General features: G+C 68.4%; 15 protein-coding genes. 10 read left to right on the forward strand and 5 right to left on the reverse strand.

The window, feature by feature from the left end; all coding sequences use genetic code 11:
- Positions 1 to 91: 91 nt before the first annotated feature.
- The 4 genes from AC4D16_RS13600 to AC4D16_RS13615 all read left to right on the forward strand — a co-directional run bounded on the left by AC4D16_RS13600 (position 92) and on the right by AC4D16_RS13615 (position 5171).
- Positions 92 to 1723 (forward strand): GH39 family glycosyl hydrolase, encoded by a 1632-nt coding sequence (locus tag AC4D16_RS13600; RefSeq protein WP_490949704.1) that lies wholly within the window; start codon positions 92 to 94, stop codon positions 1721 to 1723.
- Positions 1724 to 1768: 45 nt separating this feature from the next.
- Positions 1769 to 3091 (forward strand): extracellular solute-binding protein, encoded by a 1323-nt coding sequence (locus AC4D16_RS13605; RefSeq protein WP_490955359.1) that lies wholly within the window; start codon positions 1769 to 1771, stop codon positions 3089 to 3091.
- A gap of 83 nt (positions 3092 to 3174) precedes the next feature.
- Positions 3175 to 4248: a carbohydrate ABC transporter permease gene (locus AC4D16_RS13610; RefSeq protein WP_490949702.1), complete on the forward strand. Its 1074-nt coding sequence runs from the start codon at positions 3175 to 3177 to the stop codon at positions 4246 to 4248.
- Positions 4245 to 5171, forward strand: a complete 927-nt coding sequence (locus AC4D16_RS13615; RefSeq protein ID WP_490949701.1) for a carbohydrate ABC transporter permease — start codon at positions 4245 to 4247, stop codon at positions 5169 to 5171. Before AC4D16_RS13610 ends, AC4D16_RS13615 begins: the two co-directional genes overlap by 4 nt.
- 44 nt (positions 5172 to 5215) lie before the next feature.
- Here AC4D16_RS13615 and AC4D16_RS13620 read toward each other — a convergent pair whose 3' ends face one another.
- Positions 5216 to 6247, reverse strand: a complete 1032-nt coding sequence (locus tag AC4D16_RS13620; RefSeq protein ID WP_490955360.1) for a LacI family DNA-binding transcriptional regulator — start codon at positions 6245 to 6247, stop codon at positions 5216 to 5218.
- A gap of 71 nt (positions 6248 to 6318) precedes the next feature.
- On the opposite strand from AC4D16_RS13620, the gene AC4D16_RS13625 reads away from it, so the two are divergent.
- The 5 genes from AC4D16_RS13625 to AC4D16_RS13645 all read left to right on the forward strand — a co-directional run bounded on the left by AC4D16_RS13625 (position 6319) and on the right by AC4D16_RS13645 (position 9915).
- Positions 6319 to 6516, forward strand: a complete 198-nt coding sequence (locus AC4D16_RS13625; RefSeq protein WP_490955361.1) for a hypothetical protein — start codon at positions 6319 to 6321, stop codon at positions 6514 to 6516.
- Between the two features lie 295 nt (positions 6517 to 6811).
- Positions 6812 to 7993 carry a Gfo/Idh/MocA family protein gene (locus AC4D16_RS13630; protein ID WP_490955362.1) on the forward strand — a complete coding sequence of 394 codons (1182 nt, stop codon included), beginning with the start codon at positions 6812 to 6814 and terminating at the stop codon, positions 7991 to 7993.
- A complete protein-coding gene (locus AC4D16_RS13635; RefSeq protein ID WP_490949697.1) occupies positions 7986 to 8120 on the forward strand; it encodes a hypothetical protein in 135 nt (44 codons plus the stop codon). Before AC4D16_RS13630 ends, AC4D16_RS13635 begins: the two co-directional genes overlap by 8 nt.
- Positions 8117 to 8812 carry a ThuA domain-containing protein gene (locus tag AC4D16_RS13640; RefSeq protein WP_490955363.1) on the forward strand — a complete coding sequence of 232 codons (696 nt, stop codon included), beginning with the start codon at positions 8117 to 8119 and terminating at the stop codon, positions 8810 to 8812. Before AC4D16_RS13635 ends, AC4D16_RS13640 begins: the two co-directional genes overlap by 4 nt.
- Entirely contained in the window at positions 8797 to 9915 is a 1119-nt protein-coding gene (locus AC4D16_RS13645) for a Gfo/Idh/MocA family protein (RefSeq protein ID WP_490955364.1), read from the forward strand. Before AC4D16_RS13640 ends, AC4D16_RS13645 begins: the two co-directional genes overlap by 16 nt.
- Here AC4D16_RS13645 and AC4D16_RS13650 read toward each other — a convergent pair.
- From AC4D16_RS13650 to AC4D16_RS13665, 4 genes are all read right to left on the reverse strand, one after another.
- Positions 9912 to 11318, reverse strand: coding sequence for an NAD(P)/FAD-dependent oxidoreductase (locus tag AC4D16_RS13650; protein WP_490955365.1), 1407 nt, complete (start codon positions 11316 to 11318; stop codon positions 9912 to 9914). The genes AC4D16_RS13645 and AC4D16_RS13650 overlap by 4 nt on opposite strands.
- 54 nt (positions 11319 to 11372) lie before the next feature.
- On the reverse strand, positions 11373 to 11840 hold the full coding sequence (locus AC4D16_RS13655) for a carboxymuconolactone decarboxylase family protein (protein WP_490955366.1): 468 nt from the start codon (positions 11838 to 11840) through the stop codon (positions 11373 to 11375).
- A gap of 187 nt (positions 11841 to 12027) precedes the next feature.
- Positions 12028 to 12729, reverse strand: a complete 702-nt coding sequence (locus AC4D16_RS13660) for a TetR/AcrR family transcriptional regulator (protein ID WP_490955367.1) — start codon at positions 12727 to 12729, stop codon at positions 12028 to 12030.
- A gap of 139 nt (positions 12730 to 12868) precedes the next feature.
- Complete coding sequence (locus AC4D16_RS13665) at positions 12869 to 13096, reverse strand: hypothetical protein (RefSeq protein ID WP_490955368.1); 228 nt, start codon at positions 13094 to 13096, stop codon at positions 12869 to 12871.
- A 153-nt stretch (positions 13097 to 13249) separates the two neighbouring features.
- Between AC4D16_RS13665 and AC4D16_RS13670 the strand changes: the two genes are divergently transcribed.
- Complete coding sequence (locus tag AC4D16_RS13670) at positions 13250 to 13456, forward strand: hypothetical protein (protein WP_490955369.1); 207 nt, start codon at positions 13250 to 13252, stop codon at positions 13454 to 13456.
- The last annotated feature ends 23 nt before the right edge of the window (positions 13457 to 13479 follow it).

The following is a 13479-nucleotide window of genomic DNA, read 5'->3' on the forward strand; positions in this document are numbered from 1 at the left end:
GGGGACGAAACTTACGATGAACCAACGATACACACTGCGAAACAGTTTCGCCAACGATTCGGCCCCGCCGTTCGTGACCAAAGGAGGTCCCATGTCCGTCGAGCCCCCGGCAAGCCTATCGGTCGACGGACTCCCTCCCGCTGGTGATGTGCTTCCCCACATCTGGAGCCATTGCGTCGGCGCGGGCCGTGCGAATGAGGCCCTACGCGCCGACTGGCAGCGCCACTTCACCGAAGCCGTGGACGTCCTTGGCGTGCGCTACGTACGGTTCCACGGCGTCTTCCACGACGACATGTTCGTGTACCGCGCCTCGAACGGCGGCGGGTTCGGTCCGCCGTCGCCCCTGGCCGAGCCCACCTACACCTTCGCCTACGTGGACAAGGTGTTCGACGCCATCCTCGACACGGGAGCCCGCCCGTTCGTGGAGCTCGGCTTCATGCCGCGGGAGCTCGCGACCGAGACCGAGACCCTTTTCTGGTGGAAGGCGCACTGCAGCCCCCCGAAGGACATGCATGCCTGGGTAGCGCTCGTCACCGCGACGATCGAGCACTGGATCGGCCGGTACGGCATCGACGAGGTGCGCACCTGGCCGTTCGAGGTCTGGAACGAACCGAACCTCGTGCCGCACTTCTGGACCGGCACACGCACGGAGTACTTCCAACTCTACGAGGCGACCGCGAAGGCCATCAAGGTGATCGACGCGGGGCTGCGGGTCGGCGGGCCGTCGTCATCGGTGTTCGTACCGGATGCCCGCTACGACGGCGAGTACCACGACAGGTCGGTGGAGGCAGCCACGGCGGAGGCCCCCGATCCCGAGCTGCTCACCTGGAAGCCGGTGTGGATCCACGAGTTCATCGCCTACTGCGCCGAGCGGGACGTACCCATCGACTTCCTCTCCACCCACCTGTACCCGACCGATTTCGCGTTCGACACGCAGGGTATCGGCCGGCCCATCAGCCGTGACCGTGACGCGACGTGGAACGACCTCAAGGTGATGCGCCAGGTCATCGCCGCGTCCCCCTACCCCGACGCCGAACTGCACATCACCGAATGGAGCACGTCGCCGTCGAGCCGGGACCGCATGCATGACACCGTCTTCGCCGCCACGTACATCGCGCGCGTCTTCCTCCAGTGCCACGATCTCGCCGACTCCATCTCCTACTGGACGTTCACGGACGTCTTCGAGGAGGGCGGCGGCGGGATTGGCCCCTTCCACGGCGGGTTCGGGTTCGTCAACGAACAGGGCATCCACAAGCCGACCTTCCACGCCATGGCCATGCTCAACCGGCTGGGCCACCGGGTGGCGCTGCAGACCGAGCACGGCGTCATCACCCGCACCGCGGAGGACGCCGTGGCCGCCCTGTTCTTCAACTACCCCGACAGCATGGGCACCAGGTCGGTGGGTGCCGCCGATTCCTACACCCAGACACGCCGGCTCGCCCAGGAGGGGCCCGCGCGGCGGATCCACCACACCGTCACGGGGCTTCACCCGGGCCATGAGTACCGGATGGAGATCCTCGACCAGGACCACGGCGACGTGGTCAGCGCCTGGCACCGCATGGGGGAGCCCCTGAACCTCTCCCGCAAGGATGTCGCCGACCTCACGAGGATCGCCGATGGCCTGGACCGCAGGACGCTCACCGTCGACACGGACGGTGTGCTCACGATCGACGTCGAGCTCCCACCCTGGGCCGTGATGTCGCTCTTCCCAGCAACACCCTGACGCTGCTGCACCCGCATACGACGAAGTATCGAAAGGACACGCACCATGAGATTCACGAGACGTTCCCTACGGGCCGGTGCCATCTCGGCGCTGGCGGCCCTCGCCCTCACCGCCTGCTCCGGAGGAGGGGGAGGAGGTGCAGGAGGCGGCGCCGAGGAAGCCACCGAGGACAACAAGCCCGAACAGCTGACCGTGGCCGCCTGGATGGACTTCCCGCCCGAGCTGCTCGCCTCCTTCGAGGAGGAACACGGCATCGAGGTAGCCGTGGAATCCTTCCCCGACGGCGCCTCGGCGCAGACCGTGCTCCGCAACGGGCTCTCCTCCGACGGCGCAGGCCTGTCGGACGTCCACCTGATCGAGCTGGACTGGTGGAGCGAGATGATGGCCGTCCCGGAGGACTGGGTGGAACTCCCCGAGATCCCCGATCGCTGGGTCGACTGGAAGGTGGAGCAGGGGAGCGTCGACGGCGCCCTCACCGGGTACGGCACGGACATCGGGCCGCTCGGCGTCGCCTTCAACCAGGACATGACCTCCGCGGCGGGCGTGGCCTCGGACCCCGAGGCCTTCGGTGAGTACATCGGAGGTGACTCCGCCTCCTGGGAGTCCTTCCTCGACGCTGGCCGCGAGTACGTCGCCGTCTCCGACAACTACTTCATCGACTCGCTCTCGAGCGCGTTCCAGGCGGCTATCAACCTGCTGCCCTCCGCCTTCGAGGACCCGGAGTCCGGCAACCCCTACAACCTCGCGGACAACACCGAGGTGAAGGACCTCTTCATGACGTTCGCCACCGCCGCCGAGGACGGCGTCTCGGCCGGCATCCCGATCGGCAACGCGGACTGGGGCGCGGGCTTCCAGAACCAGGAGTGGGCCACCGTGGTCACCCCGGCCTGGATGACCGGGATCATCGCGGAGAACGCCGACGGCATCGAGGGGTGGCGGGCATCGAGCACCTTCCCCGAAGGCGGCGGCAACTGGGGCGGCTCCTTCTTCTCGGTCCCGGCAGCGGGAGAGAACACCGCATGGGCGGTCAAGCTCGCCGACCACCTCACCTCACCCGAGGCCGCGGTGCAGTGGTTCGAGACCACCGGGCAGTTCCCCTCGCAGCTCGAGGCCATCGAGAACCCGGACATCGCCGAGACCGAGAACGCCTTCTTCGGCGACCAGCGCCTGGGCCAGATCTACGGAGAGCTCGCGGCGTCCGCTGGTGACGGGGCTGCCGGTGGCTACCGCGGCGAGAACTTCGCAGGCATCCAGACGCTCGTCACGAACGGCATCTCCCTGGTGGAGTCCGGCAGCGCCACACCCGAGGAGGCCTGGGAATCGACCGTCAGCGAGTTCGAGGCCCTCGGCTTCGAGACCGCCGACTAGAGCCCTCTCCTGCGATCCGGTCCGCCCAGGGCCGGATCGCAGGACGGCAGGTCACCACACCGCATCCAGGAAAGGCTCGAGCCATGGCTACAGACACATCGGTTGCAGCGGCGCCACCGCGTCCTGCACGCCGCGTCGGGTGGGGGCAGCGGCTCTCGCGCTGGGACATCAAGGTCTCGCCCTACCTCTACATATCGCCGTTCTTCATCATCTTCGCGATCTTCGGCGCCTTCCCGCTCGCCTTCAACGTGGTGGTCGCGCTGCACGACTGGCACCGCCGCAGCGGCATGGGCGACTTCGTGGGGGTCGACAACTTCACCTGGGTCCTGAGCCAGCCGCTGTTCTGGCGCGCTCTCCAGAACACGTTCTCGATCTTCCTCTGGGGCGGGATCCCTCAGATCGTCCTGGCGCTGCTGATCGCGGCCATCCTCGACCAGAACATCCGGGCGCGAACCTTCTGGCGCATGAGTGTGCTCCTGCCGTTCGTGGTGATGCCGGTGGCCACCGCGATGATCTTCGGGCAGGTCTTCGGGCAGTTCGGTCTCCTCGTCCCGAACCTGCAGGAACTCGGCATCTGGACCGAGTACAGCTCCCCCTTCTTCCAGGATCGAGTGCTCTCCCACATGGCCATCGGCTCCATGGTGGTGTTCCGCTGGACCGGCTACAACGCGCTGATCTTCCTCGCCGCGATGCAGGCCGTGCCGCGTGAGTACTACGAGGCCGCGACCGTGGACGGTGCGGGGCGTCTCCGGCAATTCTTCTCGGTGACCATCCCCAGCATTCGGCCCACTCTCGTCTTCGTGGTCCTCACCATGACCATCGGAGGACTCGAGATCTTTGACGAGGCCCGCATGTTCGACGGCGGCGGCACCGGTGGTGGCGTCGGCGGGTCCGACAGCCAGTGGACCACCGTGGTGCTGTACCTCTACAACCTCGGCTTCGGCCAGTGGCAGGACCGCCTGGGCCAGGCAGCCGCCGTCGGCTGGATCTTCGCCCTGATCATCCTGGTGCTCTCGCTGCTGAACATCGCCCTGACCGGCAGGGTGGCATCGTCGAACGCGAAGGCGAGCCGCCTGCCCAGGTTCATGCGTCCGTCCACCGCACGCCGGGCGCGCACGACCGAGCAGAACCGACCAGTCGAAGGAGACCCACGGTGAACACGGCACTCGTCGAGAACACAGCCGGCCGAGGGGCCGCGCGCTACGCGAGCAAGAGGAAGGCCAGGGGGCGGTCCGAGCCGACGCGGTCGTCGACGCGGAGACCGGGGTGGGTGACCTACGCCCTCCTCACAGTGGCCTTCGTCCTGTCGGCCTTCCCCCTCTATGCGGCGGCGATGTACGGATCGTCGAGCACCACGGACATCGCGAGGTCGGTCGGCACGCTCCCGACGTGGCTGCCGACGCTGACGCTCTTCGAGAACTTCGCGCAGGTCTTCTCGACCGAGCAGTTCAACATCTGGGTAGCCTTCGGCAACTCCCTGCTCGTGTCCGTCTCCGTGAGCGCCTCCACGGTGTTCTTCGCGACCCTCGCAGGGTTCACCTTCTCCAAGCTCCGGTTCCGCGGACGGCGCGCGCTCTACCTCGCCGTGATCGGCACCATGGTGATCCCGGCACAGATCGGCACCATCCCCATGTTCGTCATGATGAACGAGTTCGGCTGGGTGGACTCGCTCCTCGCGCTCACCGTGCCCGGCCTGATCGGCGCCTTCGGCGTCTTCTGGATGACGCAGTACCTCCAGGAAGCCCTGCCCTTCGAGCTGATCGAGGCGGCGAGGGTGGACGGGGCGTCGATGTTCCGGATCTTCTGGTCCATCGCCCTCCCCGCAGCGCGTCCCGGCGCGGCGACGCTGGCCCTCTTCACCTTCATCGGCTCGTGGAACAGCTTCTTCTGGCCGTCGGTCGTCATGCGGTCCCAGTTGACCATGCCCCTCGTGGTGCCCCAGCTGCGGGGTGCCTTTACCTCGGACACGGGACTGGTGATGGCAGGCGTCTTCCTCGTCGCCATCCCGCTCCTTCTCGTGCTGATCCTCGCGGGCAAGCAACTGGTCTCGGGCGTCATGGAGGGTGCGGTCAAGGGCTGAGCGCACACGATGTGGCGGAGGGGCAAGGGTGCTGGGCTCCGACGTCAGGCAGCGGGCGGCGCGGTCGACGAACGGACAATGAGGTGCGTGGCGAGCTCGACGCGCGTCGAATCCGGCTTACCGCCCTCCATCTCCCGCAGCACTGCTCGGACTGCGGTACGCCCCATCTCCCGCAAGGGCTGCGCCACAGTGGTGAGCTCCGGGGAGGACTGCTCGCTGCTCAGGGTGCCGTCGAAACCGACCACGCTGAGGTCCTTCGGGACAGACACGCCCTGCGCGTGGGCCTCCGCAAGGACGCCGAGGGCGATGCTGTCCGATGCGGCGAAGATGGCCGTCGGTGGGTTCTCGAGTCCCAGGAGGTGCAGGAGACTACTCCGGCCTGTGGCGGGAGCGAAGTCGCCGGCGGACACGTATTCCTCAGGAATGGGGATGCCGCGTTCCAGCAGGGCCGCCGTGTAGCCATGCTCACGGTCCTGGCTGCATTCCGCGCTCGGGGGGCCACCGATGAACGCGACCCTCGTATGGCCGAGCTCCAGGAGGTGCTCGGTCGCGGCCTTGCCGCCTGCCCAATTGGTGGCTCCCACGCTCGCCACACCAGGGCCTGGCGGGTTGATGGGATCGATCACGACGACGGCGATGCCTCGCTTCTTGACCTCCCGGATCTCGCGGGGAGACCAGCGGGATGTCACGAGCAGCAACCCGCGGCGGCCCTGCGCCTGCATCTTTTCGGCACGTTCGCCGGCCGGTAGTTGGGTGTGGCCGGTCTTGGACAGGACGACCTCCGCGCCGGTGTCCGCAGCACTCTCGAGGATCCCGTCCATCACTTCTGCGTAGTACGCCGTCGTCACGCTGTCCACCGCGACGTCGATCAGCATCGTTGCCGGAGGGGCCAGCGCGTGGCGCTGACCCGGCGGCTGGTATTCGGACTCACGCAGTGCTTCGAGGACGCGCTTTCGCGTGGCGGGGGCGACGTCCTCCCTCCCGTTGATGACCTTCGAGACCGTGGGGATGGAGACTCCGGCCAAGGTTGCGACTGATCCGAGCGTTGCCCTCGATCGTGTCCGAATGTCCGACAATGTTTCGAAACCCCTTCTCCCCGCAGATTTCCGAGGCTGGTGTGCTGTGGCTTCTTCCCCTGTGAGGATCAGTGGAGGACCGCGACTATCAGGCATTGACCACACGATGTGATGCAGGTTACCTTGCTCTTATAAGTTTGTTCTTATCGAAAACCTTTCGGTTTCCCTTCCGCAGCGTGGCGGTCAACGGCCGCACCCGCCGCGGAGATGACCTGTCCATCACCGCCAGCCATCTCGCCCCGGCCGAGGCGACGCAACGGAAGAACTGAAGATCATGTGGAACGCACCACGCCTGATCCCCGCCGCTTCTGCCGACACCTTGGCGCCCAGCCTAGCCGCCTGCGGTCGTAGTGGACCGGCCGATCATGCAGTGGGCCCCTCGCGGGTCATCACGGGGCGGACGACCAGGAGCGTGAGCATCCTGTGCTCGTCCGCCGAACCTCGGAACGAGCGGAGCGGCATCCCGTCTCCGCTGATCCTGACGTAGGTTCCGGTGCATCCGCCGACCCGTTGGCCGACCCACTGTGAACTGCGCCAAACAGACCGAAAGGAAGACCCAGCCTCATGACCTCTCCGTCACAACCGGCCCTGCGCATCGGGATGGTGGGCTACGCCTTCATGGGTGCCATGCACTCCCATGCCTGGCGCACCGCTCCGCGCTTCTTCGACCTGCCGCTCCGGCCGGACCTCGCCGTCCTCGCCGGACGCGACGGGACCGCCGTCCGGGCGGCGGCCGACACCATGGGATGGCGGGACACCGAGACCGACTGGCGGGCCCTCGTGGAGCGCGACGACGTCGACCTGATCGACATCTGCACCCCCGGTGACACGCACGCGGACATCGCGATCGCCGCCCTCGAGGCGGGGAAGCACGTGCTCTGCGAGAAGCCCCTCGCCAACTCCGTGGAGGAGGCCGAGCGCATGACCGCCGCGGCGCAGGCCGCCGAGGAGAAGGGGGTGTTCGCGATGTGCGGCTTCTCCTACCGCCGCACCCCGGCCATCACCCTGGCACGGCGCCTCGTGGAGCAGGGGCGCCTGGGGACCATCCGGCACGTGCGCGCCCAGTACCTCCAGGACTGGCTCTCCGACGAGACCTCGCCGATGACGTGGCGGCTCGACCGGCAGAAGTCGGGCTCCGGTGCACTGGGCGACATCGGTGCGCACAGCATCGACGCCGCCCAGTACGTGACCGGGCTGGGGATCACGGGGGTGTCCGGCTCGCTCACCACGTTCGTCCACGAGCGCCCGCTCAGCGGGGAGCGGGCGGGCCTCGGCGGTTCCGGCTCCACGGACGGCGGGATGGGGACGGTGACGGTGGACGACGCCGCGATCTTCAGCGCGCGGTTCGACGGCGGCGCGATCGGCGTCTTCGAGGCCACGCGCTTCGCCCTCGGCCGGAAGAACTCCATGCGCCTGGAGGTCAACGGCACGCTCGGCTCCCTCGCCTTCGACTTCGAGCACATGAACTCGCTCGAGTTCTACGACGGCACGCAGCCGCAGGAGATCGCGGGCTTCAGCACCATCAACGTGACCGAACCGGTGCATCCCTACACCGGGAACTGGTGGCCCGCGGGGCACGGCCTCGGCTACGAGCACGGGTTCACGCACCAGGTGGTGGACCTCGTCCAGGCGATCGCCGACGCGCGGACGCCGTCGCCCTCCTTCGCCGACGCGCTGCAGGTGCAGAGGGTCCTGCGCGCCGTGGAGCAGAGCGACGCGCAGGACGCGGGGTGGCAGCATGTCTGAGCACGCACCCCGGTCCGTCACGCTCTTCACCGAGCTCGCCACCATCGCTCCTCCCGCCGCATCCTTCGACGCGGCCTTCTCCTCCGCAGTCACCACCGACGACTCCCTCAGGAAAGAGACACCATGACCACCAACGAAGCACTCGTCGTCCGGGGCGGGTGGGACGGACACCAGCCGATCGAGGCGACGGACCGTTTCATCCCATTCCTCCGCGACCACGGCTACACCGTGCGGATCGAGGAGTCCCCGAAGATCTACGCGGACGCCGACTACATGCGCACGGTGGACCTGATCCTCCAGTGCAACACCATGAACACCATCGAGAAGGACGAGTTCGCGGGCCTCCGCTCGGCTGTCGAGGCCGGGACCGGACTGGCCGGGTGGCACGGCGGGATCGCGGACTCCTACCGCAACGAGTCCGACTACCTCCACCTGATCGGCGGGCAGTTCGCCTGCCACCCGGGCAAGCACCCGGACGAGAGGATCGGCGAGCAGTCCGACAACTACGTGCCGTACCGCGTGACCATGCTGCCCGCCGCCGCGGAGCACCCGATCACGCAGGGCATCGGCGACTTCGATCTCGTGACCGAGCAGTACTGGGTACTCGCGGACGACTACATCGACGTGCTCGCGACCACCACCCAGGCCGTCCGTGAGTGGGATCCGTGGAACCGCCCGGTGACCTCACCTGCGATCTGGACGCGGCAGTGGGGTGAGGGGCGGATCTTCGTCTCGACCCCCGGCCACCGCGTCGAGATCCTCGACGACCCGAACGTACGCACCATCATCGAGAGGGGTTTGCTGTGGGCGAGCCGCTGAACGTCGGCATCATCGGCTGCGGAGCGATCGTGGCCCAGTACCTGAAGACCCTGCCGCACCTGCCATCCGTGACCCTCCGCGCTGTGGCGGATCTCGACGTCGGCCGCGCGCAGTCCGTCGCCGCCTCCCAGGAGGGCGTGCGGGCGCTCACCGTGAACGAGCTGCTGGCCGATCCGGAGGTGGACACGGTCCTGAACCTGACCATCCCGGCGGCCCACGCGGAGATCGCCCTGCGGGCCATCGCGGCGGGGAAGCACGTGTACGGGGAGAAGCCCCTGGCCCTGACCACCGCTGAGGCCCGTGCGGTCCTCGACGCGGCGGAGAAGGCGGGCGTGCGGGTGGGTTGCGCGCCGGACACGGTCCTCGGCACGGGTATCCAGACGGCGCGTCAGGCGATCGACGACGGACTGATCGGACGGCCCATCTCGGCGAGTGCCACCATGGTGACGCCCGGGCACGAGCGGTGGCACCCCAACCCCGACTTCTACTACGTGCCGGGCGGGGGGCCGCTCCTGGACATGGGCCCGTACTACGTCACCGCGCTCGTCACGCTGCTCGGTCCGGTGGCCTCCGTCATCGGCGCCGCCAGCCATACGCGCACCGAGCGGACGATCGGCAGCGGCCCGCGCGAGGGCGAGCAGATCCCCGTCTCGATCGACTCCCACGTCACGGGAGTGCTGGTGCACGAGTCCGGTGCGCTGTCCACGCTCGTCATGAGCTTCGACGCCGTGCAGACGAGGTCCTCCAACATCGAGATCCACGGCGAGCAGGCCAGCCTGACCGTCCCCGACCCGAACTACTTCGACGGCGAGGTGTCCATCTGCACACTCGGCGCTCGCGAGGAGGGCTGGGACACGCTCCCCACCAGCGCCGGCTACATCGACGCGGGCAGGGGATTCGGGCTGGCGGACATGGCCATGACCGCGCCGGGCGAGGAGCACCGGGCCAACGGGCAGCTCGCGTTCCACGTGCTCGACGTCATGGAGTCCCTGCTGGCCTCCGCTGCCCAGGGTGCCTCGGTGCCGGTGCGGAGCAGGGCCGAGCGGCCGGCCGCCGTGCCGCTGCGTTCCCTGGTGGAGTCCGTCGCCGGCGTGCAGGGCTAGTCCTCTGCTATCCCAGGGCTCCCGGCCTGCGCGCGCGGCCGGGAGTCCAGGGCGGCAGGGGTTCCGGCGGGTCGGGCCGCGGCAGGCCGGCTGTAGGAGGCGGCCTCCTCGAAGGACGCCCGTGGTGTCTCCAGCCCGCGCAGGCCGGCGGTGTCGCGCCCGAGCCAGACGTTGTTCCACCACCCCCACAGCACCCGCCACTTCCGCTCCCAGGTGGGGATGGCGAGAACGTGGTAGCCGCGGTGCATGACCCACGCCGGAAAGCCCTTGACGACGATCGGCCCGGACTGGAAGACACCCGATCCGAGGCCCAGGGTGGCGACCGCCCCGAGGTTCCGGTGGAAGTACTCGTGCGGCTCGCCACCGCGCAGAGTGTCGCGGATGTTCCGGGCCAGGAGCTTCGCCTGCCGGATGGCGTGCTGGGCATTGGGGACGGTGTAGCCGCCCACGCCGCCACCGGTCAGATCAGGGACGGCCGCGCTGTCCCCGGCCGTCCAGGCGTCGGCCACCGGCTCGTCGGGGAAGCCGACGCGCAGGTCGGCGCGGGCGATGATGCGCCCCCGCTCGTCGACCGGCAGGTCCGTGTTCCTGGTGATCCGCGGATTGGCGATGACACCCGCGGTCCAGACCAGCAGTCCGGCGTCGAGCACCTCGCCCGTGGACAGCGTGATCCGCCGGCCGGTCGCGGAGGTGACCTGCGTGGAGAGGTGCACGAAGGCCTGGCGTCCGGCGAGGTGCCGCAGCACCCAGCGGCTGGTCTTCTCGGAGACTTCCGGCAGGATCCGGCTGGTGGCCTCGATGAGATGGAAGTGCGTCTCGGCGAGCGTCAGTTCCGGGTACTGCTTCAGGGCCGCCGTGGCGAGGGCCCGAAGTTCCCCGAAGGCCTCGATGCCCGCGTACCCGCCGCCCACGAAGACCACGGTGAGCAGCCTCTCCCGCGCGGGGCCGGGCGGAAGGGCGGCCGCGGCGTCGATGCTGCGCAGCAGGGTGTCCCTGATGAGGACCGCCTCCTCGATGTTCTTCACGCCGATCGCCTGGTCGGCGATGCCGGGGATGGGGAAGGTGCGCGTGACGGCGCCGGCGGTGACGACGACGACGTCGTAGGTCTCGTCGCGGCTGTGCCCATCGGGGAAGCGCAGCGTGGCCGTCCGGCGGGCGTGGTCGAGGTGGTCGACCCGCGCCGTGACCATGCGGGTCTTCTTCAGATGCCGCCGATGGACGATGACGCCGTGGCGGGCCTCGATGGAGCCTGCGAGGACTTCGGGGAGGAACGGCTGGTAGGTCATGTAGGGCAGGGGGTCCACGAGGGTGACCTGCGCTTCGCCGGGGTGCAGGTACTTCTCGAGCCTCCATGCGGTGTAGAAGCCCGCATAGCCGCCGCCGATGATGAGGATCTTGCGCATGATGCGCCTCCGAATTCTTTCTGGATGTGCCGGCGTCGAACGCGACGGCGCGGGTCAGGGGATGACGCGGTAACCGCTGCCGATGGCGATCCGGTTGTACGCGTTGATGGCCAGGACGATCCACGCCACCGCGGACATCTGTCCCGTGGTGAGATGCGCGGCCGCCGAGGCGTACAGCCCCGCGTTGTGGTGCGCGTCCTGGATCCGGGTGAGGTACTCGGTCAGGGCCAGTGCGGAGCGCTCTTGTTCGGTGAAGTGGCCGCTCTCGCGCCAGGCCGGGAGTACGCCCAGGCGGGTCGGCGTCTCCCCCTTGGTGAGGGCATCGGCGGTGTGGATGCCCAGGCAGAAGGCGCACCCGTTGATCTGCGAGGCCCGCAGCTTCACGAGTTCGACGAGCAGGGGTGAGAGGCCCTCCTCGACGGCGGTCCTGTCGGCACGCTTGGCGAGTGGTGCCAGAGCGCGGTACAGCTCGGGGTGCCGGCTGCCGAGGTCGGTGCGGGCGACGGCGGTGTTGGTGGTCATGGCGTCCTGTCCTTCGGGTGGTGGTTCACCAGCGGGTGCTGGTGGAACCACCATCACGCCGGACGTGTGCGGTGCACGAAGGAATGGGACGAAGTGGCCTGGATCGTTCCACGCGCGCGATCGGGCCGGAGTGGAGGAAGCGCGGGGTGGCTCCCGGGGGCGTCCGGTTCGGCGCCGAGCGCCCGGGTCAAGTCCTCGCGCGGACCGCCGCCGCATACGTGGCCGTGGCCGTGCCGTCGATGGCGAAGCGGGTCAGGTTCCGCAGGAATGCGCCGTCGATGTCCTGGCCCGTTGCGACGAGGCGGTGGTGGATGGCTCCGTACAGGGCATCGACGACGGTCACGAGATCGACGTCGCGGCGGATCTGGTCCCGGTGCTGGCCGCGCCGGAGGACCGCGAGGAATCCTTGCCGGCGTTCCCGGATCAGCGTCTCGCGGAACTGCACGGCGAAATCCTCGCTGCGGATTGCCTCGGCGAGCAGATTCGCGACCGTGGATGCCGCACCGCCGACCTTCAGGCAGTAGGTGAGCGCAAGCAGGTAGGCATGGAGGTCGCGCTCGACGTCCCCGGTGTCCTCGACGCCGGTGAGGAGGTTGGTCCTGTACGTGAAGGCCTCCAGCACGAGCTGTTGCCGGCTGGGCCAGTACCGGTACAGGGTCGATTTGCTGACGCCCGAGGCGCGGGCGACGGCGTCGATCGTCACGGCGTCGTAGGTCAGGCGGTCCACGAGGGTGCCGGCCGCCTTCAGCACCCGCGACCTCACCTCGGCCTCGTGGTACGCGATCAGGGGATGAGCCGGATCAGCGCCACTGCGCGGAGCGGGCCGTGCGCCACGCCGTCCGGGATCGGAGGGCGTCGCCCTGCCGGATGTCTCCTCGATCGCCGTCACGGCCCCTCCCGACCCTCGCCCGTGGATCTCTGCAGTGGGGAGATTACACCCCGTACGTGAACCGGGAGGAAGCAGGCGCAGCAGGACCTACCCCAGGCTTCCTGTCACCGACGTCCGGTGGCAAGGAGCGTTCCGTGGGTCAGGGTGCGGGGGTGATGTCTTCCGTCCACTCCGGCCGCCGGACATCCAGGACGGTCCGCATCACAAAGACGAGCCCACCGGCGGCCAGGGCGCACGCGCTGACAGTCGTGAGCGTCGTCGTGGAGGTCGAGAAGAGAAAGACGGCCCAGGCGCCGAGTATGACGGCGCCCAGAGCGTCGGTCAGGATGTCCAGCTTCGTTCTCCGCGTCCTGCGCCCCATGATCATGGCCACCACCCTCACGGCGCCGGCCGATTGCGGCGCCGGTCGGGGATTGGTGACGGGCGTTGTTCCTCCGCAGGGTTGTGCCATCCGGTGCCGCTGCATACCGTGAAAGCTCACCTAAGCCCGAAACCTGACGGCACGACCACAGGAGTGATCATGAGCGAAAAAGTGAACCGTACCTTCCTCACGATGTTCATCGGATTGATCGTCTCCGGGGCCGCGCTCGTTCTCGCACTTCCGGCGATCTTCGGTCCGCACGAACCGAGCCAGGCCGTGCTCACCATGGTTCTCGGCGGCGTGACCGCGATCTTCGCCGTCGGCGTCGTCCTGATGCGGCCACCGCGGCGCACGCCGGCTGACTGACTGACTGACGCCCAGCAGGCGTA

The organism is Arthrobacter sp. TJ-236 (assembly GCF_058269235.1).

What these genes read in the sequence shown, in the direction of transcription:
- AC4D16_RS13600 (WP_490949704.1), top strand. Translation starts at nt 92, where the DNA reads ATGTCCGTCGAGCCCCCGGCAAGCCTATCGGTCGACGGACTCCCTCCC.
- AC4D16_RS13605 (WP_490955359.1), top strand. Translation starts at nt 1,769, where the DNA reads ATGAGATTCACGAGACGTTCCCTACGGGCCGGTGCCATCTCGGCGCTG.
- AC4D16_RS13610 (WP_490949702.1), top strand. Translation starts at nt 3,175, where the DNA reads ATGGCTACAGACACATCGGTTGCAGCGGCGCCACCGCGTCCTGCACGC.
- AC4D16_RS13630 (WP_490955362.1), top strand. Translation starts at nt 6,812, where the DNA reads ATGACCTCTCCGTCACAACCGGCCCTGCGCATCGGGATGGTGGGCTAC.
- AC4D16_RS13635 (WP_490949697.1), top strand. Translation starts at nt 7,986, where the DNA reads ATGTCTGAGCACGCACCCCGGTCCGTCACGCTCTTCACCGAGCTCGCC.
- AC4D16_RS13640 (WP_490955363.1), top strand. Translation starts at nt 8,117, where the DNA reads ATGACCACCAACGAAGCACTCGTCGTCCGGGGCGGGTGGGACGGACAC.
- AC4D16_RS13650 (WP_490955365.1), bottom strand. Translation starts at nt 11,318, where the DNA reads ATGCGCAAGATCCTCATCATCGGCGGCGGCTATGCGGGCTTCTACACC.
- AC4D16_RS13655 (WP_490955366.1), bottom strand. Translation starts at nt 11,840, where the DNA reads ATGACCACCAACACCGCCGTCGCCCGCACCGACCTCGGCAGCCGGCAC.
- AC4D16_RS13665 (WP_490955368.1), bottom strand. Translation starts at nt 13,096, where the DNA reads ATGATCATGGGGCGCAGGACGCGGAGAACGAAGCTGGACATCCTGACC.
- AC4D16_RS13670 (WP_490955369.1), top strand. Translation starts at nt 13,250, where the DNA reads ATGAGCGAAAAAGTGAACCGTACCTTCCTCACGATGTTCATCGGATTG.